This window comes from Nocardia higoensis NBRC 100133 (genome assembly GCF_000308595.1).
Taxonomy (GTDB): Bacteria; Actinomycetota; Actinomycetes; order Mycobacteriales; family Mycobacteriaceae; genus Nocardia; species Nocardia higoensis.
In genome coordinates this window covers 1-23,539 of sequence record NZ_BAGA01000118.1, presented here as the reverse complement: position 1 = coordinate 23,539, position 23,539 = coordinate 1, and the positions used below count along the sequence as shown (strand labels likewise).

The window sequence follows — 23,539 nt, the reverse complement described above, 5'->3', positions numbered from 1 at the left end:
CTGTAGATCTTCTCCACCTCGGAGGCACACTGCTTCATCACGACATTGCGCTTGAGCGACATCTTCGGGGTGAGCTCGCCGGTCTCCTGGGTCCAGTCGACGGTGAGGATCGTGTGCTTCTTGATCTGCTCGGCCTTGGACACCAGCTTGTTGGTGTCGTCGACCGCGGCCTTGATCTCGGCGATCAGATCGGGGTTCTCCACGAGCTTCTCGATCGGGGTGTCCTCGGGCAGGTTGTTGCGCTCCTTCCAGCCCGGCAGCGCCTCGGGATCGAGGGTGATGAGCGCGCCGATGAACGGACGGCCGTCGCCGACCACCATCACCTGACTGATCAGCGGATGCGCCCGCAGGGAGTCCTCGAGCACCGCCGGGGAGACGTTCTTGCCGCCGGCGGTGACGATGATCTCCTTCTTGCGGCCGGTGATCGTGATGAACCCGTCCTCGTCGAGCGCGCCGAGGTCACCGGTCTTGAACCAGCCGTCGACGAAGGCCTCGTCGGTGGCCTCCTGGTTGCCCCAGTAGCCGCTGAACACGACCGGTCCGCGCAGCAGGAGCTCGCCGTCCTCGGCGATCTTGGCGGCGTGGCCCTCGAGCGGACGGCCCACCGAGCCGACGCGGATATGGCTGACGGTGTTCACGCTGACCGCGGCGGTGGTCTCGGTCAGGCCGTAGCCTTCGTAGATCGGCACGCCGACGCCGCGGAAGAAGTGGCCGAGGCGCGCGCCCAGGGGGCCGCCGCCGGACACCGCGGCCTGGCACTGCCCGCCGAGCGCGGCCTTCAGCTTGCCGTAGACCAGCTTGTCGAACAGCGCGTGCTTGAGCTTGAGGCCCAGGCCGGGGCCGCCGTTGTCGAGGGACTCGCTGTAGGCGATGGCGGTCGCCGCGGCGGCGTCGAAGATCTTGCCCTTGCCGCCGTCGTGCGCCTTCTGCTTGGCGGCGTTGAACACCTTCTCGAACACGCGCGGCACCGAGAGGATGAAGTCGGGCTTGAACGCGCCGAACTGGTCGACCAGCGTGGACCAGTCGGACGAGTGCGCGACGATGACCTTGGCGTCGAAGGCGGCCAGCGCGACCGCGCGGGCGAACACGTGCGCCAGCGGCAGGAACATGAGGGTCTTCTTGCCCTCGGAGACGTACTCCTTCAGCGCGCGCTGGTCGGCCGTCGACTCCGCCCACAGGTTGGCGTGGCTGAGCATGACGCCCTTGGGGCGGCCGGTGGTGCCGGAGGTGTAGATCAGGGTGGCGGGCGAGCTCGCGACGACCTGCTTGCGGCGCTCGTGCACCTGCGCGTCGTCGAGATCCTTGCCGCGCTCGGTCAGCGTCTCGATCGCGCCCTTGTCGATCTGCAGGATCTCGGCCAGCGCGGGCAGCGCGCCGTCGGCGATCTCGTCGATCACGGCACGATGCTTGTCGCTGTCGACGACCAGCAGCTTGGTCTCCGAGTCCTGCAGGATCCACTTGGCCTGCTCGGCGGAGGAGCTGTCGTAGATCGCGACGGTGCAGCCGCCGGCGGCCCAGATGGCGAAGTCGAGCAGCGCCCACTCGTAGCGCGTGGGGGCCATGATGGCCACGCGGTCGCCCAGTTCGATGCCCGCGGCGATCAAGCCCTTCGCCACACCGGTCACGGCGGCCGCGAACTGCGCCGCGGTGACGTCCGACCAGCTGTTCTCGCCATTCGGCACCTTGAACAGCACGGCGTTCGGCGACTGTTCGGCATGGCGGAAGACGTTGTCGGAATTGTTCGCGTCATCCGGGATTGTGTAGGAAGCCGGGACTTCGAACTCTCGCATCAGTGCCCTTCCACGTATGTTTACTCGCAGGTAATCTACGACACCTCGCCGCGTGGTGTCTGTTCGGCCGCCGCAATCCGGCTCGATGATCAGCCCAGGTCGCGTGTATCCACCGGTTGCAGTGCCGCCCGAAGGAACGCCGACAGTTCGCGCGCGGCAGCCGCCGCGGGGGCGGTCAGCGAGGACTGCAGCTGGGCGACGTGCCACAGGCCGTTGCTCTCGTCGAACCGCACGTGCACGCCGGCTTCGCGCAGTGCCGAGACCAACTCTACGCACTGCTTATACAGCAATTCACCCATATCCGCCTGGACGTAGGTCGGCGGCAGACCGGACATCGGGCCGCGCAGGGGCGCGTAGCCGGTGGCATGCGGATCGCCCGCCCCGAGGTAGTCCCGCGCGCACTGGTCCGACCACCACCGGTTCACCACCAGATCGCGATCCCCCGCGACGGGCCCGTTCGGATCCCCCCACGGCGCGATGAGCCCCAGCGCTGCGGGCGCCACCCCGCGCTGGGCCACCAGGCGCTGCGCGGTCGCCAGGCTCAGCCCACCGCCTGCCGAGTCGCCCGCGACGGCGATCCGATCCGGGGTGTGGCCCAGCGCGATCAGCGCGTCGAAGGCGGCGACGGCGTCCTCCAGCGCGGCGGGGTAGGGGTGTTCGGGCGCCAGCCGGTAGTCGAGCTGGTAGACCGCCGCGCCGGTCTCGTGGGCCAGGCGGGCGGCCAGCGAGCGATGGGTGGTCAGCGAGCCGATGGTGTAGCCGCCGCCGTGCAGGTAGAGCACGGCCGTGTCCGGCGCGGAGTTCCCAGCGGTCAGCCGTTCGGCGGGCCGGCCGCCGAGCCGCAGGGGCGTCACCGTCGTGTTCGCCGGGACGATCTGGGCGCGCGCGGCGATATCGCTGAGCGTGCGCCGGGCGGCGAGGGGCATCCGATGGTGCATCATCACCCGGTACAGCGGGGTCAGCACCGCTCGCATCACGGGCAGCGGTATGTCGAGATCACGCATGATCCTGGCTCCGTTCGAGCAGGGGAGTCCGACGCCGATGTGCCGGATGCGGAACCGGCGTGCGGGTGTGCCGCGGACGCGGCGCGGCCGCGGTGGCCGGGCCCGTCGGCGCGGCCGGGCCCGGCGATCGTTCCCGAGGCGGGACGCCTCGGCTCAGGGCAGGAAGCGACCGCTCACCACGGCGGCGATGCGCTGATATCCCGAGGCGGTCACGCGCACGAACAGGTCGAGCAGCTTGGCCTCCCAGCCGATCAGCACCCGGCCCTCGCCGCGGGCGGCGCCGTCGAGGATGGTCCTGGCGGCCATCTCCGGGGTGTGGATCGCCAGCTTCTTGTCGAAGTCCGCGGCTGTGGCGCGGGCGTCGATGCCCTCGGCGTAGGTGGCGTTGCGGGCCACCGCGGTCTTGATGCCGCCCGGGTGCACACAGGTCACCTTGACCGGGGCCTTGGCGATCAGCATCTCCTGGCGCAGCGCCTCGGTGAAGCCGCGTACCGCGAACTTGGCCGAGTTGTAGGCGGCCTGGCCGGGCACCGCGATCAAGCCGAACAGGCTCGACACATTGATCACGTGGCCGTCGCCGGACTCGATGAGCATCGGCAGGAACGCCTTGGTGCCGTTGACCACGCCCCAGAAGTCGACGTCCATGATGCGTTCGATGTCTTTGAACTCGGTCCTGGTGACTTCGCCGTGGAAGGCGATACCCGCGTTGTTGTAGATCTGGTGCACCACACCGAAGTGCTCCTTGACCGCATCGGCGTAGCGCAGCACGTGCTCGCGCTCGGTCACGTCCAGCCGATCCGCCTTCACCTCGGCCCCGTAGCGCTGACAGCGCTGCACGGTCTCGGCCAGGCCGTCGGTGTCGATATCGGACAGCGCCAGCTTCGCGCCCCGGCTCGCCAGCGTCTCGGCCAGCGCCCGGCCGATGCCGGATCCCGCGCCGGTGACGACACAGACCTTGTTCCGGAAGTAGGTGTCTTTATTGCTCACGGCTCAAACAACTTTCGGCTCGGCGGGAACGGCGACCGGCTCCGGCGTCGAAGTGGTGCTCGGGCTCCCCGTGGTGTGTGTGGACGCCGCGGTGCTCGTCAGATACGAGGACACGTCGAAGCGCTTGGTCAGATTACGGAAACGGAAGGTGAAGTCCGGCCACAATGTGGTGTTGTTTCCGTGTTTGTCGAGGTACCAGCTGGCGCACCCGCCGGTGTTCCACACCGACGCGCTCAGCTTGCTCTGGAGTTCCCGGTTGTACTCGTCCTGCACCTCACGGCGCACCTCCACCGTGCGCAGGCCGAGGCGGTCGATGGTGGCCAGCGCGTCGGCGATGTAGTTGATCTGGGATTCGATCATGTACACCATCGAGGTGTGGCCGAGGCCGACGTTCGGTCCGAGCAGGAAGAACATATTGGGGAAGTTGGCGATGGCCGATCCCTTGTAGCCCTGCTGGCCGATGTCGTCGAAGACCTCGCTGAGCGTGCGCCCGTCCTTGCCGACGATCGTCTCGTAGGTAGGGGAGTCGGTGACGTGGAAGCCGGTCGCCACGATCAGGGCGTCGATCTCGCGCTCGGTGCCGTCGGTGGTGACGATCGAGTTCGGGCGGATCTCGCTGATCCCCTCGGTGATCAGGTCGACGTTGTCGCGGTCCAGCGCCGGGTAGTAGTCGTTGGAGATCAGCATGCGCTTGCAGCCGATCCGGTAGTTCGGGGTGACCTTGCGGCGCAACTCCGGATCGCGGATCTCCATCTGCAACTTGGCCTTCGACAGCAGCTGGAAACCCTGCATGAGCGCCGGGAACTTGGCCAGGCCGACCACCTGGGTCTCGCGCGCCGCGTAGATCGCCGCGCGGGACAGCCGCTGCGCGCCGGGGATGTGCTTGAACGCCAGGCGCTCGGGCAGCGTGTAGGGCCGGTCGAAGCGCGGCAGCAGCCAGGGCGCGGTGCGCTGATAGACGTCCAGGTGGGCGACCCGCGAGGCGATGGCGGGCACGATCTGGATCGCCGACGCGCCGGTGCCGATGACCGCGACCCGCTTGCCGTCGAGCGCGGCGTCGTGGTTCCAGCGCGCGGAGTGGAAGATCTCGCCTTCGAAGCTGTTGATGCCCTTGATATCGGGCAGGTTCGGCTCGCAGAGCGCGCCGACAGCCGAGACCAGCGTGTCGGCGGTGAAGTCACCGCGGCTGGAGGTGATCTCCCAGCGCGCGGTGTCGGCGTTCCAGCGCGCGCCGGTGACGTCGCAGCCGAAGAGGTGCTTGTCGAGTACGTCGTACTTCTCGGCGACCGAGCGGATGTAGGCCTGGATCTCGCCCTGCCGGGAGAACGAGCGCGACCAGTCCGGGTTGAGCGCAAAGGAATACGAGTACAGGTGGGAGGGCACGTCGCAGGCCGCGCCGGGGTAGGTGTTGTCGCGCCAGGTGCCGCCGACATCGTGGCCGCGCTCGAGGACCAGGTAGTCGGTCCGGCCCTGCTGCTTCAGCTTGATGGCCAGGCCGAGGCCGGCGAATCCGCTGCCGATGATGATCGTCCTGACGTGCCGGGCGGCCCCCTGTCGGTCCTCGACAGCGGCTCCGGTCGCGGGAGAGGTAGTGGTCACGTCGGCAGCTCCTGTCACGACGGCGTTGTCTGTAACCTTGCGACTCATATAAAGCAGATTACGGCTCTACTGAGCATGAGTCAACAGTTGTTGAGCAGCGTTCAGTAAGCTGTTCGTTGTGAGTAGGACCCCCGACCGCACCGCCAAACGCACCCGGCTGAGCCCGGACGAACGGCGCAGTCAGCTCATCGCCCTCGGCGTGAAAATGCTCGGCGAACGGACCCCCGAAGACATCTCGATCAGCGAGATCGCCGCCCAGGCCGGCATCTCCCGCGGCCTGCTGTTCCACTACTTCCCGACCAAGCACGACTTCCTGCTCGCCGTCGTCGAGCACGCCAACACCGATCTGCTCGACCGCATCACCCCCGACCACACCGTCGACGTGCTGACCATGTTGCGCGACTCCATCGGCCGCTACGTCGACTATGTCGCCGAGAACCGCACGTCCTACCTGGCCCTGCTGCGCGGCCCCACCAGCGTCAGCCCCGACCTGCGCCCCTTGGTCGACAGCACCCGGGAAGCCGTCATCGGCCTCATCCTCGCCGAAACGCCCCTCGCGATCCCCGAGCATCGCGTGACCCGCCTGCGGCTCGGCCTGCGCGGCTGGGTGGCATTCGTCGAGGAGACGACCCTGACCTGGTTGCGCGAGGAACCCATCACCCGCGACGAACTGGTCGAACTGCTCGTCGACTCCCTGGTCGGCCTCGCCGGCTCACTGGAGCCCGCCCTCGCGGACGCACTGATCGCCGCGGAACCGGCCGTCGGCTGAATCGCGCCGACGGCCGAGGTGCTCGATATCGAACGTGTTTCGTGGACCGGGACCGTCAGCTCCTGCTCGACGGTCGGCGCCCGCGCAGCAGATAGGCGAGCGGCACGGCGCCCACCGTATTGAGCAGCACGATCGCCGTCGCCCACGCCCGTTTCGACCCGCGGATCTCCGACTCCGGCCGACGGGCGAGATCTGCCAGCGCCACGATCTTCAGAATCGTTTCGAGCGCTGTCGTGGCGACGATCAGCCTGCGGCTGCGTTCGCTCAGGTCGCTCCACTTCCGCTTCGCCACTGTGACCTCTTTTCCTCGAACAGGGCAGCGTCGCCGCCATTCTCGCCCATGTCCCTCCCGGAGCCGGGCAGCGGCTCGGTGGAACGGTTCGGGGTCGGAGCGTCAGCGCCCGATGTCCGGAGCCGACCGTGGCAGCGCACCCGGCCGCGTCGTTGCGGTCAGCCGGCGCTTTCTCCTTGTCACGGCTACACCGATGGACCTCGAGGCAGCAGCGCGACTAATCCTCACCCCGCTTTGCCTCGTCCTGCTTTTTCAGCGTCTCGCTCGCGCTGCCGACGACCTTTCGGATGAACTCGTATTGGGTCTCGACGAGCTTGTCCGCCATATCCAGAGCGGCGTCGACGATGGCATTGCGTCTCGACGGATGGTCCTCGCCATGCGCCGGCATCGACTCATCGACGGCACTGACGAACTTGCGCACGGCATCGATCGCGGTCCGCTGTCCGGATTCGACCGACGCGAGCACGTCGTCGGACAGCCCTGCTACTCGTTCCGACAGGTCTGACACTCGTTCCGACGCGGTCTTCTTCTCGGTAGTCGACGCGGTCTTCTTCTCGGTGGTCTCTGCCATGATCACTCCTCGAGGTTGTCGAACGGAGGTTTGTCGAGCGACTCGGCCTCAAGAATGCGCTCGGACCCCGGGGTTCTATAGGGCCGATAGTCCTTGGCGAGGGCTCTTTTCCCAGTTCAGAGCGCCGAGCCGCGGCATGGTGCGGCTGCGTGGTGAGAAGCATGCGAATGGCCGCGTGCATGGTTGATCGGCCGGGTGGGGAATGACGTGAGCTGTCACGACGAGTCCTTCGGCACGGAGTTGTTCGGCGGTTGTCATGATGGCCTCCCCGGCCCTGGGGCCGAGCTGATCGATCAGCGGAGCCAGATCGTCTTCGCTGGTCTCACCCTCCAAAATGTGCTTCACCAGGCTGCGGAGTTCATCCACCCCGCCTGGAGTCTCGAGCAGTTGCCGGGTGAGGGGCGTGCGCGCAGCGCCTCCGGTCGACGGTGGCGAGGTCGTCGAGGTATAGGCGCAGGTGCGGGAGGTGGTCGCCGAGGCCAACTCGATCAGTGAGATCGCCGCCGCAGCGGGCACCTCCCGCGGCCTGCTGTTCCACTACTTCCCGACCAAACGCGATTTCCGATCACACCTTCGGCGCACCGGCCAGGCTGCGTGACTCCATCGGCCGCTGTGTCGACTACATCGCCGAGAACCGCACCTCGCAGCCGGCCCTGCTGCGCGGCCCGACCAGCATTAGCCCCGATCTCGTGCCGGTCGTCGACAGCACCCGCGAAGCCGTCATCGGCCTGATCCTTGCCGAAATACCGGTCGCCGTGCCCGAGCGCCGGGCGCGGCGCCTGCGGCTCGGGCTGCGCGGATGGGTGGCGTTCATCGAAGAGACCGCCCTCACCCGGCTGCGCGAGGAACCCCTCACCCGTACGGAACTGGTGGACCTGCGCGTGGATTCGCTGGTCGGGCGTGCCGGTTCCCTCGAACCGGCACTCGCACAGGTCGTGACCGGCGCCGGGGCGGCTGGCGCCTGAGCGGGGAAAGTCGTCGGACCGGGCGGTGCTGCGAATCGAGCCGAGACCTCCTCGGCACCGGTCGCGCCCGCGGTCGCGGCCCGGATTCAGACAGCGGCGCTCTCGACGGCCAGGTAGGCGCGAAGGTGCCGCGCGGTCAGGGTGTCGGCGGATTCCACCAGGTCGCGGGGGAGGCCCTCGAATACGACGCGCCCGCCGTGCGCGCCCGCTCCCGGCCCGAGGTCGATGATCCAGTCCGCGTGCGCCACCACGGCCTGGTGGTGCTCGATCGCGATGACCGTCTTGCCCGCGTCGACCAGGCGGTCGAGCAGGCCGAGCATATGCCGGACATCCGCGAGGTGCAGACCCGTGGTGAGCTCGTCGAGCACATAGATTCCGCCCTGCTCCGCCAGTCGCACGGCCAGCTTCAGCCGTTGGCGCTCGCCGCCGGACAAGGTGGTGAGCGGTTGCCCGAGGCGAAGGTAGCCCAGGCCCACCGCCGCCAGGCGTTCCACGATCTCGCGGGCTCGCGCTGTTCCGGCGAAGAACGGCAACGCCTCGTCCACCGACATGGCGAGAACTTCGCTGATGTTCTTGCCGCGCAACGTATACGACAGCACCGCGGGTCGAAATCGTGCGCCGCTGCAGTGGTCGCACACCGTCGCCACCCCCGCCATCATCGCCAGGTCGGTGTAGACGACTCCCGCTCCGTTGCAGTGCCCGCAGGCGCCTTCGGAGTTGGCGCTGAACAGGGCGGGGCGTACGTCGTTCGCGCGGGCGAAAGCCGTCCTGATCACGTCCATCAGACCGGTGTACGTCGCCGGGTTGCTGCGCCGCGACCCCCGGATCGGCGACTGGTCGACGGTCACCATGCCCGCGTCTCGCGGCAGCGAGCCGTTGACCAGTGAGGATTTGCCCGAGCCCGCGACACCGGTCACCACGGTCAGCACCCCGAGCGGCACATCGACATCGACATTCTTCAGGTTGTGCCTGCGGGCGCCCCGGATCGGCAGCACTCCCGTGGGAATCCTGACCTCGGGCTTCAATCGAACGCGATCGTCGAGGTGGCGGCCGGTCAGCGTGCCGCTGGTCCGCAAGCCCGCCACCGATCCCTGGAATTGCAGTGCACCGCCGTCGGTTCCGGCGCCGGGGCCCAGATCCACCACATGGTCGGCGATGGCGATCGTCTCCGGCTTGTGCTCGACCACCAGCACCGTGTTGCCCTTGTCGCGCAGTCGCAGCAGCAGCGCGTTCATCCGCGAGATGTCGTCCGGATGCAGCCCGACGGTGGGTTCGTCGAACACATAGGTGATATCGGTCAGCGGCGAGCCGAGGTGGCGGACCATCTTGACGCGCTGCGCTTCACCGCCGGACAGTGAGCCGGTACTGCGGTCGAGGCTGAGATAGCCCAGGCCGATCTCCACCAGAGAGTCCAACGTCTGCCGCAGCGCCGCGACCACCGGGGCGATCTCGGGGGCGGACAACTCCCGGACGAAGGCCGCCAGGTCGCTGATCTGCATGCGGCAGGCATCGGCGATGCCGACCCCGTCGATCAGCGACGATCGAGCCGCTTCGTTGAGGCGGGTTCCCCCGCAGTCCGGACACGGTCGTGAGATCACCGCGCGGTCGATGAAGGCGGCGATGTGCGGCTTGGCGGAATCCCGGTCCTTGGTCAGGATCGTCCGGCGAACCCGGGGCACCAGGCCCTCATACGTGACGGTCAGCCCCTGCACCTTGACCTTGGTCGGCTCCCGGTAGAGCAGGTTGTGCAACTCCTGCTCACCGAGGTCGGCCACCCGGACGTCCCCGGGAACGAATCCGGGTTCGGTGAAGGTCCGCACGTACCAGCCGTCGGGGCTGTAGCCGGGAACCTTGATCGCTCCCTCGTCGAGGGTCTTGTTCCGGTCGAGCAGCTCGTCGACATCGAGGTCGGTGACCCGTCCCAGCCCGTCGCAGGCGGGGCAGCTGCCCTCTGGAGTGTTGAAGCTGAAGTGGAACGCCGGCCCGACATACGGCCGGCCGAGCCGGCTGAAGACGATGCGCAGCATCGCGTTGAGGTCGGTGGCGGTGCCCAGGGTGGAGCGCGCGTTGGCGCCCATTCTCTCCTGGCCGACCACGATCGCGGCGCTGAGATTTTCCAGGGCGTCGACGTCGGGCCTGTTCGGCCGCGGCAGATGACCCTGCGCGTAGGCGGAGTAGGTCTCGTTGATCAATCGCTGTGATTCGGCCGCGATGGTGCCGAACACCAACGAGGACTTCCCCGACCCCGATACGCCGGTGAACACCGTCAGCCGTCGTTTCGGGATCTCGAGCGTGATGTCCCGAAGGTTGTTCTCCCTGGCCCCCACGACACGAATGACCCCGTGCCTGTCGGCGGCCGGCGCTGCCGTGTCTTCCAGCGTCATCTGTCCTCCATATATAAACGATCGTTAGTTTATCATCGGGGTTGTGACGAGATCGAAGACCCAGTCCGATGAGCAAGTGCTCGACGCGGCCCTCGCGCTGGTGCGGGAGAAGGGCATCGGCAGCCTGACGTTCGCCGGCCTCGCCGACCGCTGCGGATTGTCGGCGCCGACGCTCGTCCAGCGCTTCGCCACCAAGACCGGGCTGACCCGACGCACTCTCCTGCACGCCTGGGACACCCTCGAGGCAAGGACACGCGAGCTGATCGCCACCACTCCGCGGACCCCGGAGGGCGCCCTCGAACTGCTCATCGGCCTGTCGAGGCAGTACGACGAATCCGGCACCTACGGCGAGGGATTGCTCGTCCTCAGGGAGGACGTCCGTGACCCGGTGCTGCGTCGCCGTGGCGTCGCGTGGGAGGAAGAACTGGTCGCCGAGCTCGACGCGCGATTGAACTCCGTGGCGGAGGGCGCCGGCTTCGCCTTGGCCGCGTATTGGCAAGGCACGGTGACCTGGTGGGCCTTCCGGGGCGAGCCGTCACTGGAGACCTACCTCACCGACAAGCTTCGTGAGTTCATCGCGTTGCTCGCTTAGCGCCTCGACGCTCGCCAGCGCAGATCGTCGGCCGAGGCGGCGGCCGCCACCCGCCGGACAGCGGCGCCTTCCTCATCGAGGAGATCGTCAGCTCTCGTCCGACGGCTGCCTGCCGAGCAGGAAATAGGCCTCACGGGCAGCAACCAGCTGTGGGCGGAGAAGATCGCACCGTTACTGGCCACCGTGGGCCTGGGTGTCATCGTCGCGATGGCGATCGCCAACGCCAACGACTTCCTCGTGACGACCACCGGCATGTCGGTCTTCTACATCGCCTGCATCGCCAGGGTTCGCCCGCATCGGTCGCCAGGCCGACTGAACTCCGCGGGGGCGCTCATCGCCGGGCAAGGCGGCGAGACCCCCAGGTGTGGCATCCGGTCACGATGGCTCGCGGGCACCGCCGCTTGTGAGCGCGGGCCTGCCCCGGCAGTCGGCGATCTATGCGCCGGGCGCCGAACCATGGGTGGCGGTGGCGCGCGGCGTCAGCCCGTACATGCGGCGGTATTCGCGGCTGAATTGTGAAGGGCTGTCATAACCCACCCGGTGGGCGACCGCGGTGATGTCTTGGGTGTTCGAGAGCAGGAGCAGACGAGCCTGTTGCAGGCGCAGCTGTTTCTGGAACTGGATCGGGCTCTGAGCGGTGACGATCTGAAAGTTGCGGTAGAAGGCCGACGGGCTCATGCCGGACATCCCGGCCAGGTCTGCGACGCGGAAGGATTCGGCGTAGTGATCGCGAATCCAGCGGACGGCCCGTGCGATGTGGTGCAGACCGCTCTCGGCCAGGCCGAGTTGGCGAACCGCCTCGCCGTGCTCGCCGGTGACCAGTCGCCACAGGATCTCGCGCTTGATCAGCGGCGCCAGCACCGCCTGGTCGCGGGGGTGGTCGAGCAGTCGGAGCAGACGGACGGCGGCGTCGAGGAGTTCGTCGGTCAGGGCTCCGACCGCGATGGCGGGCGCCGGTTTGGGGTGCGGGCGGGGCAGGGCGCCCGGGATGACGTCCATGAGCAGGTCGGCGATGGCCGACGGCTCGAGGACGAGCGCGAACCCGAGCGCAGGCGCCTCGGGGGTTGCCTCGAGAAACGAGCCGGTGACCGGGAGGTCGATCGAGGTGATCAGGTAGTCGCCCGGCCGGTATTCGTGCACCTGATCGCCGGCGGCGAGGCGCTTGGCTCCCTGGGCCAGCACCGCCAGCACGATGCCCGACATCTCCGTCGCGGGCGGCCCGGAAGCGTCGACCTTCGCTATGTGCAGGCCGTCGATGGCGGTCCCCTGATCCGGCCGCGCGTGCCTGGCCAGCAACGTGCGGAGTTCGTCGAAACTCATACGCCGATTGCAGCACAGCATCCGACCGATAGTGCTTGTGCCGAGAGTATCGGGCAAAGACGAGAGAGCTTTCTTCTACTGTTCGCGCACCTCAGAGGGCGAAAATGGATACATCGAAGGAACCTGATCGAGTATCCGATCGGGATCTTTCGGGAGTATCGAGCCAATCATCGAGGAGCACGACATGACTGTGGGCTACGGATTCAACGCCCTCCTGACCGCCAAGCCCGGAAAGGCCGACCAGCTGGTCGATCTGCTGCTGACGGGCATGGACGACGGCAACCCCGCGTCCAGTGAGCATTGCCTGGTCTATCTGGTCTGCCGATCCGCGTCGGATCCCGACGTCGTCCACGTGACCGAAGGCTGGACCAGCGCGGCGGATCATCACCGGCTCTTCGCCGGCGAGGCCGCGCAAGCCGTCGTCGCCGAAGTTCAACAGCTCGTCACCGGCGAAAGCCCCTACACCGACTACATCCCGGTCGGCGGCAAAGCTACCTTCTGATCCCCGAATCCCGCTACAGCACAGAGGAATTGAACATGCCGACCGTCGCCCGCCCCGCCCTCGACCCCGAACTCGGCGCGCTGCTCACCGATTTCCCGCTCATCCCGCGGATCACACCGGAGATACTTCTCCAACTCCGCCGGATCCCGACGCCACCGTTGGAAGCCGTGCTCATGGGCCGCGCGGTGGAGCAGCGCGAAGTCACCGTGCCCGCCGACGACACCGCCATCCCGATGACCGTCCTGACGCCGGCCGCCCCCGCCCCCGCGGCGCCCTGCGTCTATTGGATGCACGGTGGCGGCATGATCATGGGAGACCGGTTCTCCCAGTTGGATATTCCGCTGGAATGGCTCGACGCGATCGGTGCGGTCGTAGTCACCGTCGACTACCGCCTCGCCCCCGAGCACGGCGGTATCACCCCCGTCCAGGACTGTTACCGCGGCCTGTGCTGGATCGCCGACCACGCCGCCGAACTCGGCATCGACCCCGATCGCATCGTGGTCGCCGGCACCAGCGCCGGGGGCGGTCTGGCCGCCGGGGTCACCTTGATGGCCCGCGACCTCGGCGGGCCCGCGATCGCCGCCCAGATCCTGAGCTGCCCGATGCTCGACCATCGCAATACCAGCACCTCCAGCCGGCAGTACTCGGGCCAACCCACCGTCTGGACCGGCGAGACGAACGAGTTCGCCTGGAACGCCGTGCTGACCGGCCTGCCCCACGACCGGATCCCCGCCTACATCTCGCCCAGCCGAGCCGACGACCTGTCCGGCCTCCCGCCCGCCTACATCGACGCAGGCTCCGCGGAAGTCTTCCGCGACGAGGACGTCGACTATGCCACCCGCATCTGGGCAGCCGGAGGTCACGCCGAACTCCATCTCTGGGCAGGCGGATTCCACGGCTTCGACGCGTTGTTCCCGCAAGCCTGCCTGTCCGCTGCCGCCCGGCGAGCGCGGACCGAGTGGCTCACCCGGGTACTGCAGGGGTTGGCAACCGGACCGGATCACCCGGCCCCGACGCTCTGACGGGGACCAGAGCGACCGGCATCTGGACCGAGTGAGAGGGCCGGCGGATCATCGACTGGACGACGGTAGCCCGAGTTTGTCGAAGAAGGCTCGATTGCGCTCGTTGGCGGCGTTGACCAGCCGGTCGAAGGAAATCACCTCGATGTATGTCTTCGAAGGACCGTTGAATCCGAAGTAGCCGAGGCCGTCGGCTGTACGCTCCAAGCCGACCAGCTCGCATCGGCTCACCATCGTCGGTGTCAGATCGGCCACGATGTAGCAGAAGGCAGGCGGCTCGGGTGACGGAGGGATGGGACGCCCTGAAGCCGTCAAGACGCCACCGCTGCGTACGCGCTTGACGTAGTCGATGCACTGAGCGATCGGATCATTGCCCTCCGAGGCGTCATTGCGCATCGGCCTCTTGATCTCGACCACGACGATCGAGGCCAGCGGCAGCTTTTCGCCCTCGGCTGCCAATACCGGGGTGTCGACAAGTCGCGTCGCGAGGATATCGGGTTCCTTGGTCGAATCCGATCCGGTGATCGGCATGCTTTTCAGAGTCTTGTCCGAGGCCAGGTAGTCGTGAAACGCCAGCCGCTCGTCGAGAATCCACAAGTTCGACGCGTCGATGCCGATCTCGTTGGAGTCGGTGCGCATGGGCATGAGCAACTGGTGAACAGCCTCCTCGCGCGAGTATCTGCCCTGATCATCGACTCGGATGAGCTTGGACAGGATGTCGAGGATTGTCCGCCGCCGAGCGACATACGCCGCGAGGTCGGACTGATTGATGTCATCGACGATATCGAGGTAGCGCTTCAGCTGTTCCTGATAACCCTCCAAGTGGACCGAACCCACTTGTGTGAAGATTGCCTGGCCTTGTGCCAGCGCTTCGGCTTCCAGCCTTTGCAGGTTGCGATGCAACAGCAGTTCGAGTTCGGAGTCTTTGATGGACGGATCGACACTAACTCCGAGCGCCTCTAGTCGGGCGAGGACCGGTCGATACCGCGGTGCTTTGTCGCTCACGAACTCATGGACCCGTGTCTTGCCCTCGTTGCGGGCAGCGGCCAGAGGCGTCGCCAGAATATTCTCCACCTGGCCGAGCACGCCGGCGCGGATGTCCTCGAGAGAAAGATCATTTTCCAGCGTCGGTCCGGTCGTCCGTTCGGCTATGTCGAATGCCGTCCGGTCGGAGCGAACATTCGCGTCAAGGTAATCGGACGACAGGTAACAGACATAGGTGAACTCGGTTCCCGTCTCGTCCTTCAAGCGTCCGTAGAGGCCCGGAATCTTGCCGGTCAGGTTCTCCTCGGCGACAACGCGATTCGCGGCGCACCAATACAGTCGAGGCGTCAGGTTGCGCGTCGAGGACTTCAGACAGAGATTGACCATGTCGAACTTCCGGCCTCCGACATCGAGGCTGGTCGTCGGCAGATCGGAGAAGATAAAATCTTCCATCAGCCTGGCGAGGGAGATCTCTTCGCCTTCCGCGTGATCGATGATCGTCACTTCGGGCGGACCGCCTGGCCGGAGAAAATACCAGATGCAGTGCTCGAAGACCTCGCGAGCAATCACATCGATGGTCTTCGGTGCATGGCGCTGGAAGGCTGCTTTGAAACCGCTCAGATGCACTGCGGCTCCGATATCGCCGAAATCGTCGGGCGCATCGATGTGCTCCACTTCCCGGTCCACGGAGAACCGGAACTGCCGTGTGTGAAGTCCGCCGGATCCATCGCGGAACGCGCTGCGGATCGAGACGCGGTCGAAAGCCTTCAGCCAGAGCAGGCGGCCCACTCCGCGGCAACCCATTCCGGACTTGTAGTCGCTGTCCAGCGTCTCGAACGACTTCATGTTTTCCGGGGTGAAGCCCAGACCGTTGTCTTCGACTCGGAAACCGGTAATCGGTTTCAGTGCCATTCGGCCGGGTCCGGAAAGGCCGAGGTCCAGTTCGGCTTCGCCGCTCCGCTCGATGACAACGCGCAAGCATCCCTGCCCAGCGTTGTCGGCAAAACGCGAATCGATCGACTGGAGGCCGTTGACGACAGCTTCCAGCAGAGGTAGTAGCGAATGACTCTTCGGGAGGCTCGTGTTTCGCACTCGACCTGCCAGCGAAGTGGTCAGCGCCATCATGCCCTCTCTCGATGCTCGGGGATTCCCACCCTAACGACGCACTCGGACATGTACGACCTCATCCGGACGCCGGTGCGTCGACTGGTGTCCGAGGTGGAGGCAACTGTATCGGGCATGGGATGCTTTGAGCCATGTAGCGGCTGCGGAACCAGGGTCATCGGGCTGCGTCGTTTGCGGCAGTCAGGGCCGTGGATACTGCTTCTTCCGGAGATTTGACATGTAGTGAGTCCGAGACCTCACGACCTTCGTTGTCGAGTATCCGCCATCCGCCGATCGAGATCACCGGGACATTGCCCCGGCGATTCGCCAAGGCCAGTTCCGACAGCGTTCCCCATGATCCGCCGACAACGATGACGACATCGGCGGATTCGATGATGATCGAGTTCCTGGCCTCGCCCATATTGGTGAACAGCACCGCGGTCAGTCCCGGACAGACAGCGGCCCGGTCGGTGTCCGGGCGGATGCCGATGACGGTCCCGCCCGCGCTGGCTGCTCCTTCGGCGACTGCGGCCATGACGCCCATGCCGCCCCCACAGATGACCGTTACGCCGGCTTCCGCGAGGAGCCGCCCGATCTCCTTCGCGCGGTGTGCGTCTTCGCTGGTGCAGTGGCGTGGGCCGCACACGGCGACTTGTAATGGGCGCACGTCGGTCCTCCTGGTCATCGTCGGTGCTCCGGTCCTCGGTCGACTCCCCGCTGCCGCTCGTGCTCCGATTCTCGATGTCTGCCCCGACTCATCGGCGCCGAGTGGTCCAGGAGTCGCCGCGCAGCCTCTGAGGCCGGTCCAGTAGCGCTGTTTCCCAATGTTTCTCGCGTGAGTACCTGGTCGACCGACAGGCCCCGGTCGACATCCTGCATCATCCGTGCCAGCCGTCGTTCCGGTGCGTCGTGTTCGACTTGGGTGGGCTCCTGGCCGGGCCGCTGATAGGTGTAGGTCTTGCTGAGGGAGTCGTAGCCGGATTCGTGGCCGTCGTGCACGGCGCGGAGCCGTTCGAGGTTCAGTCCTTCGGTCTTCTCCGGTGTGAGCAACAATCGCTCGACCTGCCGCTGTGCTTGCTCGAGAGCTGTTTCCCGCTCGTAGCTGCTTCGGCCGCGATAGTGCTTCTCCACGGACCGCAGGTGTTCGACACCGAGCTGATGCACCCGCGCGTTGTGCTGGTCGGTGATCTCACGCCACTGTCCTCGCTCGACCTCATGGCCGATCTTGTCGAGACCAGCAATCACATCCTTCCGGCGCTTTTCCCGTTCTTCCTCCTTCAGTTGCTCCATCGTGCGGATCTGGTCTTCGCTCAGTCGCAGGCCGAGAGATTTCAACAGGTTGCGCTCATTCCGGCGCTCGGCCTCTCTGATGCTCTCCAGCCTCTTGGTCAGGCGCTCGTGCTGCTTCTGGAGACTCTCCGAATCGAGGGGATTTCCGGCGTCGGCTCGGTCGGCTATCGCCCGCACCTGGCCCTGCACTTGATCACGGTGTCGGTCGCGTTGCCTCGCCAGATCCTTGCCTGTCTCGATGGCCTTCATGAAGGCCCTTTCCCGACCTGGGTCCTTCCGTTCCTGAACTTGTTCCCGCGCCAGCCGGCCGACACCCGGCAATTCGAGCTGCTGACCACGCTCGAGCTCACGACCGAGTGCCCAGATCTCGCGAGCCTCAGCCCGTGAAACGACGCGATGTGTGAACTGACTCGGGAAGTCTCGCTGAATTCCCTCGATCAGGTCGCGAACTTCCTTCGACACATGCTCGCCCTCGACCGAACGCAGGACATGATGGTGGTTTCCGTTGTTCTGGAGCAGGATTCGGAGGGCATGCAGTTGTTTTTCATCTTTCTTGCCCTCCAGTCGACCGGATTTCTCTTCGATCGACCAGATGCGGCCGTCCGCCTCCCTGAACTTGTCGAAGCGTACCGCGCCTGCGTGAGTATTCAAGATTCGCGACTGTTTGACATATCCCTGGGCGCTGTCTCGGAAGAACAGGTCCGCGCCGTTCTCGAAGACTCGCCCCCGGGTGTTGTTGTCGGCACGGCTGCGATCCCTGTCGTATCCGTCCATGGCTGCGCCAACCCCCGAATATTGAACGGTGGTGAAGGGTTGTATAGAAGGACTATTCGGCGTCTACGCCGTTTCGCTCTTCTTCCCGATATCGGGCGTAATCTCGAATCGTCGCGGATATCTCGGAGAACATGCCCTCGTACCGTTCATGGTCGTAGCCGATCATGCTGTCCATCAGATACCAGGCGGTGATCTCGTCTTCGTCTGCTGTGTCGAACCGAAGCGCCGGGTTGACGTGATCATAAAAGGAGTGGTCGCGACCGAACCAGTCGTAGTCGATCCATGTCGCACCGGCCCATCTGATGAAACATTCGCCGATCAAGCAGATGAAGGCGTCCGCCATGTCCGAGCTCTCCGGGGCCATGGCGGTAGTCATGTCCGGGAAGAGACTGGCAACGACGGCATTCAGGAGTTTCACTTCGGACGCGTCCTCGGGCCATGGTTCCAGCGGCAACTCGCTGATCCCCGCGTATTCAAGGAACTTGCGGACCTGTGCCGCACGGCGGTCAGCATCCACCCACTTCCCCCACGGGGTGCGTTCGACGGGAACGCCGAGATCCATGATCAACTGATCGTCGTCGCTCATGCCTTTCCTTTCGCTGCTGGTCCGAATCTCACTCGCACGCTGTTGATCAGAATTGCGATCCTTTCGGCCGGTGGCTCAGGCCGGATCAGGGCTTCCCATCGGGCAGTCCTCTCAGCTCGTCATTGGCCGCGTCGTTGGTGTGGCTGCGCTGTAGTCGCCGACGAATCCGCAAGTAAGAGTAAGACCTCCTCGGGTGAGATGGACCATTGATCCTTCGCGGAGGCTAGTCGGTGGTAGAGCAGACCAGCGGCATCGGCCAAGTGTGTGGGAAGACCCGCTTCGCCGAGGGTCTCCGCTATTTCGCCCATCTCTGCTTCCCATCGCCAGGCGCGGGCAGCCACGCTCGAGAGGTAGGCGCGGTCGGCGAGTGGCCCGGCCCCGAACTGCTCGGCCTCGTGCACGAGAGATGTGGTGATGCCGTGCTCATCGGCCAGCGCGTGGGCGATTGCGGCGAGCATCCGAGTGGTGCGCAGATAGGACGCAAGAGCCATCTTCAATGCGCTGGCCGCACCGACGTTCTCGCCGAGGACCGTGGTCGAGAATTCACTGCGACTGAACAGTTCGAGAGCGGGGGCGGTGGCCTCTGTGCGGCCGGCGAGGTAGATCCGCGGTGACGTGTCGCCTTGTGGGGGCGGTCCACTGATCACGGCGTCGATGACCTGCGCGCCGGAGGAGACCAAGAGGTCGTGGATATGGCGCATCCGCCGGGGGCTGATGGCGTTGGCGTCGGCGTAGACCCCGCTGTAGCCATGGCGAGCGACGAGTTCGGCGACGCTCTCAGCAGCGGCGGCAGGGCAGATCGACACGACTACTTCGGCGTTGGAGAGTAGTTCGGGAAGGCTCTGGACCGGTTGCAACCCGGCCTCGGAAGCTCGCTCCTCTGTGACGGCACTGCGTCCATCTGGGTGCCAGAGGACGGTGTGCCCGTGACGGACCAGGCGAGCTGCGACAGCGGCTCCCATTAGACCTGGGTGAAGCAGTCCGATAATCACTGGACCGGTCCTTACTGGGTGGCTGGGGGTGGGGCGAGCCTTGCTGTGTGTGGCGCATCCGTCAAGTGACTGCCACACGCGACGCGCTCCACCCACCACGGGCAGGAGGTCGAGGGTCAGGCGAGAGTCGAAATCCCGCACCACGCGGCGAATCCCCGGAGCGTGTCCGTAGCCCGCGCCTCCTGCCTGGCGATCGCCCGAACCGTCTCGTGCACCATCGGGTGGTAGCGAGTCTGGGTCGGCGCGATCCGTTTGGCCAGCTGGAGCGCGTTGAACGCACCCTCCTTGTCCCCGACGAGTTGGAAGCCGCGCGCCAAGTCGATGTAGTGGTGGCCCAAGCGTTCTCGCGGAGTCGACTCCGGTAGATGCAGGCCCTTCGCCCGTTCGACTGCGCGAGCCCCGTCCATCAGCTCCACGGCCAGACCGACGCTCCAGATCGCGGCGTTGGTGGGGCCGAAGCAGAGGCGGTAGTCGTCGCGGTCCTCACCGAGACGCGTGGCGGTTTCTTGCGCTTCTCGCAAATGCGCGTCGACCGCATCGGCTTTGCCTGCTCGTGCGGCTGCCAATGCCGACTTCAGGTGAAGATTGCCCCAGGTGCTGAGCACCCTGGGATCGCCCTTGGCGAGATCGGATTCGATCGTCGCGCGACTGGCTTCCAGAAACGTCTCTGCCGACGAATAGTCTGCCGCGCAGATCATTTCGCCCGCGCGCTGGTAGTCGCCCACCAGGACTGCGAGCTGGTCGCCGGAACGCAGCGCCGCCCATTCGTAACGGTCGACGGCCAGGCTGCTCAGATCGATGTAGCCGAGTTTGTAGACGACCTGGCTGGTGGCGGCGTAGGTCTCGGCCAGCAAGCCGAACATCCGCTCCTGTTGGGTGCCGGTGGTCGAGTACCAGGCGACCCGCAGATCGTGCAGCAGCTGGGGGAGCAACGCGCCCAGGTCGTCCAGTTTGACCGCGTGCCGGAGGCGAGACGCCTTCTCGACATCCTTGGCCAGGTCCTCGGCGGGCCGCATCGGAATGTCCTCGGGCGGAAGGCGATAGGTGGCTAGCTCCCGCCGGATCTCGGGTATCCCGGCATGCATCTTCTGCTCATCGGGTGTCGTGCGCGGGTACACCTCTTCGTAGAGGTCGGAGGTGTTGACCTTCAGTGCCCGCGCACAGGCCGCGGTGAACGCGGCGGAGGCGGGCACCTGCCCTTGTTCGACACGGCGGATCAGCGAAAGGGAGACCTGGCCGGAGTATTTCGCGACTTCCTGGGACAGCCGCACCTGTGTCCAGCCGCGGAGCTTGCGAGTCGTGCGGACTCGTTGGCCTACGCCGCTGTCTGCGAACTGGGGCATTGGTCTCGCGCCACCTATCCGAGTTCGGTCCCTGATCACCAAGGTACCGAGCCTGTTTCTCCCTGTGCACCGGCGAAGCGGTCATCTCCGAACCGGCGCGTGAATGCGTTGGCCGGAATCAGCGGGCTGTGTCGCTCGCAACGGTAAGGGCGGTGGAGACCGCTTCCTCCGGCGAACTGGTATGCAACGAATCGCGGATCTCGTCGCCATTGCTATCGAGTATCCGCCACCCGCCGATCGACACCACAGGAAGATTCCCACGCCGATTCGCCAAGGCGAGTTCGGACAGCGTTCCCCACGAACCGCCGACGACGATGACGACATCGGCGGACTCGATGATGATCGAGTTCCTCGCCTCGCCCATGTTGGTGAACAACACCGCCGTTAGCCCCGGACAGACGGCTGATCGGTCGGTGTCGGGGCGGACGCCGATCACGATGCCACCCGCGTTGGAGGCACCTTCGGCGACAGCGGCCATGACGCCCACGCCGCCACCACAAATGACGGTCGCGTCAGCTTCGGCGAGGAGTCTGCCGATCTCTCTTGCGCGTTGTGCGTCTTCGGCGCTGCAATGGCGTGGGCCGCACACCGCGACCTGAAGTCGGGGCACTTCAGTCCTCCCGCTCGGCCGTATAGGTCGTGAACAATTCGATCTGCTGAGATATATCGCGTGCAAGAGCTGTGCGAGCGGCGAGTGTGCGGAGTTCGGCGCCTGCCGACCGCACGCGGCCGACGATAGGGGTGGTCCGCAGTTCCACCGGCAGGGCGAGAACCCGTTCGATACGGGTATGTGCGGCTTCGGCATCGCCCAAAGCCAGATTGGCGCGCGCCGCGTCGAGGTCCGCTGCGGCGCGGAACTCCGCCGGGGAATTGTCGGTGAGCAGGCCGAGGGCTTGATCAGCCAGCTCCAGTGCGTGGTTGTTGTGCTCGCGCCCGCCGATCGCGAGATGTACTTCTGACCCGTAGTACAGCGCCTTGGCAGGGCTGAAGTGCATGACACCAGGCGCGCTCGCGGTGGGGCGAATGTGGGGAAGGACGTCCATCGCCTGGTCGAGGGCCGTGAGCGCGGCACGGGGCTCTCCGAGTGCGGCCCGTGCGCGTGCCAGCTGACTGGCCAGGCGAAGTTGTGTCGAGTAGTCGACCATCGTGGCGAGCCCGGACTCCGCGAAGTGCGCGGCTCGGGCGAAGTCGCCCTGCCAGTAGGCGACGTTCGCCTGAATCCACGAAACATAGGCGGACAGGTGCGCGTCCTCGGCGAAGTCCGCCGCCAGCTGCGCTGTTCGCGCATGGGTGTCGGCGGCGTCGTTCCGGCCGAGATCGGCGCAGGCGTGGGCCAGCAGGGCACACACTTGTCCTGCGAGCAGGTACAGCGTCGCCAGGTGGCGTGGGCGTTGCCGAGGGGCGTCGAGAAGGTCGAAGACCTCGCGCCGTGTCTGGTTGAGCTTCGGGACCAGTTCGATAGGTGCTTTCACCAGGTAGTCATCCGCATGTCGGACTACCTCTGCCTGGAGCTGGTCGAGGACGATCGGATCGACACCGGCTGTGCCGCGCTTGATCCAGCGCGCTGACTCTTCTGTGCTCATCGAGATCTCCTGATCCACAGTTGCGATGGCGGATGGCGCTCCATCCGTCGTCGGCTCCGGCGTCGAGATCAGGTCCTCGAAACTCATACGCCACACCTTTTCGGCGATGCGTCGTGAAGCGGGCCTCGATGCCAGTACGTCCCCTGCCATCCAACGTCGAAGTTGTCTGTCAGACAAGGTTGCCGACTCACGGTGTTGCTCGGCAACCTCACCGAAGTATCGGCACCATTCGGGGATGCTGCGGTTCCCCTGACGGATGAGCTGTTCGAGGACTGTTCGTGGATCGGACACGGCTTCGACTCCCCACCTTCGGCAACGGTGCGACCAAGGTAAGTGGTTGTTGCGCAACACAAATGGAAGATGACAGCAAATGTCCGCGAATGTCCGCCAAGAGTCATAGCGGCGACATTGTGACGTCCGCATCGGCTGCGTGACGCTCGTCGCACGGTGTCGGGTGGAGTCATCCGATCGAGGCTGATCCGTTACGCAGCATCACGTCCGGCAGGACGCCCCGACGCCCGTGATCCGCAGTTATGCATCTCGCCGCCTATCCGGAGTCCAGGGGGAATTGTTGTCCGAACTCGCAAGCACCATCGATGTGACCGGCTTGGTGACCGGTCTGGCGGTGATCTTTTCCGTCATGCCGTGGCTCATTCGCCATGAGAGGAGTCGAAGCGCTCCCCTCTCGCGTCCACCAGCCTGCGAGGCAGCAAGCGTGACTGTTGGTGGCTTCCCGGATGTCAGCGGCAGGGCCTACGTGTCCCTGCCTCGATCGCTCGGTCCGGAGAACCCTGCGGCGCTGGTAGCGCACGGAGTCGAACCGTTCGGTGCGCTGCCCAGCGCGTGTGCGCCCGTCGCTTGCCCGCGACAGCGCAGCGCACCGCTCAGTACCCCCGACACCCTGCGCGTCCCCCTCTACACCGACGAATTCGCCGCCGACCCCCACACCGCCTACGCCCACATGCGCGAGCGCTTCGGCACCCTCGTCCCCATCTGGCTCGCTCCGAACGTCCCGGCGACCCTGGTGATCGGCTACTGGACCGCCTTGAAGATCCTGCACGACCCCGAGCACTTCCCGGCCGACCCACG

Annotated in this window: 22 protein-coding genes and 1 pseudogene; 7 read left to right on the top strand and 16 right to left on the bottom strand. The window is 66.0% G+C overall.

Going from position 1 to position 23,539, the window contains the following annotated elements:
• The 4 genes from ON26_RS21685 to ON26_RS21670 all read right to left on the bottom strand — a co-directional run.
• The coding region (locus tag ON26_RS21685; RefSeq protein ID WP_040798067.1) for an AMP-dependent synthetase/ligase at positions 1-1,790 on the bottom strand (1,790 nt) is incomplete at its 3' end.
• 89 nt (positions 1,791-1,879) lie between these two features.
• Positions 1,880-2,794, bottom strand: coding sequence for an alpha/beta hydrolase (locus ON26_RS21680; protein ID WP_040798066.1), 915 nt, complete (start codon positions 2,792-2,794; stop codon positions 1,880-1,882).
• Between the two features lie 153 nt (positions 2,795-2,947).
• A complete protein-coding gene (locus tag ON26_RS21675) occupies positions 2,948-3,781 on the bottom strand; it encodes an SDR family NAD(P)-dependent oxidoreductase (RefSeq protein ID WP_040798065.1) in 834 nt (277 codons plus the stop codon).
• 3 nt (positions 3,782-3,784) lie between these two features.
• Positions 3,785-5,428, bottom strand: a complete 1,644-nt coding sequence (locus ON26_RS21670) for a flavin-containing monooxygenase (protein WP_083884275.1) — start codon at positions 5,426-5,428, stop codon at positions 3,785-3,787.
• Positions 5,429-5,498: 70 nt separating this feature from the next.
• Between ON26_RS21670 and ON26_RS21665 the strand changes: the two genes are divergently transcribed.
• A complete protein-coding gene (locus ON26_RS21665; RefSeq protein WP_040798063.1) occupies positions 5,499-6,149 on the top strand; it encodes a TetR/AcrR family transcriptional regulator in 651 nt (216 codons plus the stop codon).
• A 55-nt stretch (positions 6,150-6,204) separates the two neighbouring features.
• On the opposite strand, the gene ON26_RS21660 is transcribed toward ON26_RS21665, so the two are convergent.
• Positions 6,205-6,441 carry a DUF5652 family protein gene (locus tag ON26_RS21660; RefSeq protein WP_040798062.1) on the bottom strand — a complete coding sequence of 79 codons (237 nt, stop codon included), beginning with the start codon at positions 6,439-6,441 and terminating at the stop codon, positions 6,205-6,207.
• Between the two features lie 217 nt (positions 6,442-6,658).
• On the bottom strand, positions 6,659-7,012 hold the full coding sequence (locus ON26_RS21655; protein ID WP_040798073.1) for a hypothetical protein: 354 nt from the start codon (positions 7,010-7,012) through the stop codon (positions 6,659-6,661).
• 457 nt (positions 7,013-7,469) lie between these two features.
• On the opposite strand from ON26_RS21655, the gene ON26_RS32515 reads away from it, so the two are divergent.
• Complete coding sequence (locus tag ON26_RS32515) at positions 7,470-7,610, top strand: TetR family transcriptional regulator (protein WP_083884274.1); 141 nt, start codon at positions 7,470-7,472, stop codon at positions 7,608-7,610.
• The gene (locus ON26_RS31765; protein WP_373280954.1) at positions 7,570-7,977 is read left to right on the top strand and encodes a hypothetical protein; all 408 of its coding nucleotides are present in this window, start codon (positions 7,570-7,572) and stop codon (positions 7,975-7,977) included. Before ON26_RS32515 ends, ON26_RS31765 begins: the two co-directional genes overlap by 41 nt.
• 86 nt (positions 7,978-8,063) lie before the next feature.
• Here the strand turns inward: ON26_RS31765 and ON26_RS21645 are convergent, their stop codons facing one another.
• Positions 8,064-10,361, bottom strand: coding sequence for an ATP-binding cassette domain-containing protein (locus ON26_RS21645; protein WP_040798061.1), 2,298 nt, complete (start codon positions 10,359-10,361; stop codon positions 8,064-8,066).
• A 43-nt stretch (positions 10,362-10,404) separates the two neighbouring features.
• Here ON26_RS21645 and ON26_RS21640 point away from each other — a divergent pair, with 43 nt between their 5' ends.
• A complete protein-coding gene (locus tag ON26_RS21640) occupies positions 10,405-10,953 on the top strand; it encodes a TetR/AcrR family transcriptional regulator (RefSeq protein ID WP_040798060.1) in 549 nt (182 codons plus the stop codon).
• A gap of 435 nt (positions 10,954-11,388) precedes the next feature.
• Here the strand turns inward: ON26_RS21640 and ON26_RS21630 are convergent, their stop codons facing one another.
• On the bottom strand, positions 11,389-12,273 hold the full coding sequence (locus tag ON26_RS21630) for an AraC family transcriptional regulator (RefSeq protein ID WP_051027336.1): 885 nt from the start codon (positions 12,271-12,273) through the stop codon (positions 11,389-11,391).
• 184 nt (positions 12,274-12,457) lie between these two features.
• On the opposite strand from ON26_RS21630, the gene ON26_RS21625 reads away from it, so the two are divergent.
• Positions 12,458-12,775, top strand: coding sequence for a putative quinol monooxygenase (locus ON26_RS21625; RefSeq protein WP_040798058.1), 318 nt, complete (start codon positions 12,458-12,460; stop codon positions 12,773-12,775).
• A 35-nt stretch (positions 12,776-12,810) separates the two neighbouring features.
• Complete coding sequence (locus tag ON26_RS21620; protein WP_040798057.1) at positions 12,811-13,797, top strand: alpha/beta hydrolase; 987 nt, start codon at positions 12,811-12,813, stop codon at positions 13,795-13,797.
• 48 nt (positions 13,798-13,845) lie between these two features.
• Here ON26_RS21620 and ON26_RS21615 read toward each other — a convergent pair whose 3' ends face one another.
• The 8 genes from ON26_RS21615 to ON26_RS34700 form a co-directional block, all read right to left on the bottom strand.
• Complete coding sequence (locus ON26_RS21615) at positions 13,846-15,903, bottom strand: ATP-binding protein (RefSeq protein WP_245545948.1); 2,058 nt, start codon at positions 15,901-15,903, stop codon at positions 13,846-13,848.
• A gap of 154 nt (positions 15,904-16,057) precedes the next feature.
• A complete protein-coding gene (locus ON26_RS21610; protein WP_083884273.1) occupies positions 16,058-16,567 on the bottom strand; it encodes an SLOG cluster 4 domain-containing protein in 510 nt (169 codons plus the stop codon).
• Positions 16,564-17,946, bottom strand: coding sequence for a hypothetical protein (locus ON26_RS21605; protein ID WP_040798056.1), 1,383 nt, complete (start codon positions 17,944-17,946; stop codon positions 16,564-16,566). Before ON26_RS21605 ends, ON26_RS21610 begins: the two co-directional genes overlap by 4 nt.
• A 52-nt stretch (positions 17,947-17,998) precedes the next feature.
• Positions 17,999-18,532 carry a hypothetical protein gene (locus ON26_RS21600; RefSeq protein ID WP_040798055.1) on the bottom strand — a complete coding sequence of 178 codons (534 nt, stop codon included), beginning with the start codon at positions 18,530-18,532 and terminating at the stop codon, positions 17,999-18,001.
• 119 nt (positions 18,533-18,651) lie between these two features.
• Complete coding sequence (locus ON26_RS21595) at positions 18,652-19,524, bottom strand: DUF1932 domain-containing protein (protein ID WP_157171975.1); 873 nt, start codon at positions 19,522-19,524, stop codon at positions 18,652-18,654.
• Between the two features lie 116 nt (positions 19,525-19,640).
• The gene (locus ON26_RS21590; protein ID WP_040798054.1) at positions 19,641-20,867 is read right to left on the bottom strand and encodes a helix-turn-helix domain-containing protein; all 1,227 of its coding nucleotides are present in this window, start codon (positions 20,865-20,867) and stop codon (positions 19,641-19,643) included.
• 118 nt (positions 20,868-20,985) lie between these two features.
• Entirely contained in the window at positions 20,986-21,477 is a 492-nt protein-coding gene (locus ON26_RS21585; protein WP_083884271.1) for an SLOG cluster 4 domain-containing protein, read from the bottom strand.
• 1 nt (position 21,478) lies between these two features.
• Positions 21,479-22,873: an NsdA family TPR-like regulatory protein gene (locus ON26_RS34700; RefSeq protein ID WP_505770310.1), complete on the bottom strand. Its 1,395-nt coding sequence runs from the start codon at positions 22,871-22,873 to the stop codon at positions 21,479-21,481.
• Positions 22,874-23,249: 376 nt separating this feature from the next.
• Here ON26_RS34700 and ON26_RS33540 point away from each other — a divergent pair.
• Positions 23,250-23,539 (top strand): annotated as a pseudogene (locus ON26_RS33540) (cytochrome P450); the annotation flags it as partial.

Excerpts from the sequence above, each read along its gene's own strand:
- ON26_RS21680 (WP_040798066.1), bottom strand. The coding sequence starts at position 2,794 with ATGCGTGATCTCGACATACCGCTGCCCGTGATGCGAGCGGTGCTGACC.
- ON26_RS21670 (WP_083884275.1), bottom strand. The coding sequence starts at position 5,428 with ATGAGTCGCAAGGTTACAGACAACGCCGTCGTGACAGGAGCTGCCGAC.
- ON26_RS21655 (WP_040798073.1), bottom strand. The coding sequence starts at position 7,012 with ATGGCAGAGACCACCGAGAAGAAGACCGCGTCGACTACCGAGAAGAAG.
- ON26_RS21645 (WP_040798061.1), bottom strand. The coding sequence starts at position 10,361 with ATGACGCTGGAAGACACGGCAGCGCCGGCCGCCGACAGGCACGGGGTC.
- ON26_RS21630 (WP_051027336.1), bottom strand. The coding sequence starts at position 12,273 with ATGAGTTTCGACGAACTCCGCACGTTGCTGGCCAGGCACGCGCGGCCG.
- ON26_RS21625 (WP_040798058.1), top strand. The coding sequence starts at position 12,458 with ATGACTGTGGGCTACGGATTCAACGCCCTCCTGACCGCCAAGCCCGGA.
- ON26_RS21620 (WP_040798057.1), top strand. The coding sequence starts at position 12,811 with ATGCCGACCGTCGCCCGCCCCGCCCTCGACCCCGAACTCGGCGCGCTG.
- ON26_RS21615 (WP_245545948.1), bottom strand. The coding sequence starts at position 15,903 with ATGATGGCGCTGACCACTTCGCTGGCAGGTCGAGTGCGAAACACGAGC.
- ON26_RS21610 (WP_083884273.1), bottom strand. The coding sequence starts at position 16,567 with ATGACCAGGAGGACCGACGTGCGCCCATTACAAGTCGCCGTGTGCGGC.
- ON26_RS21605 (WP_040798056.1), bottom strand. The coding sequence starts at position 17,946 with ATGGACGGATACGACAGGGATCGCAGCCGTGCCGACAACAACACCCGG.
- ON26_RS21600 (WP_040798055.1), bottom strand. The coding sequence starts at position 18,532 with ATGAGCGACGACGATCAGTTGATCATGGATCTCGGCGTTCCCGTCGAA.
- ON26_RS21590 (WP_040798054.1), bottom strand. The coding sequence starts at position 20,867 with ATGCCCCAGTTCGCAGACAGCGGCGTAGGCCAACGAGTCCGCACGACT.
- ON26_RS34700 (WP_505770310.1), bottom strand. The coding sequence starts at position 22,873 with ATGCGGACGTCACAATGTCGCCGCTATGACTCTTGGCGGACATTCGCG.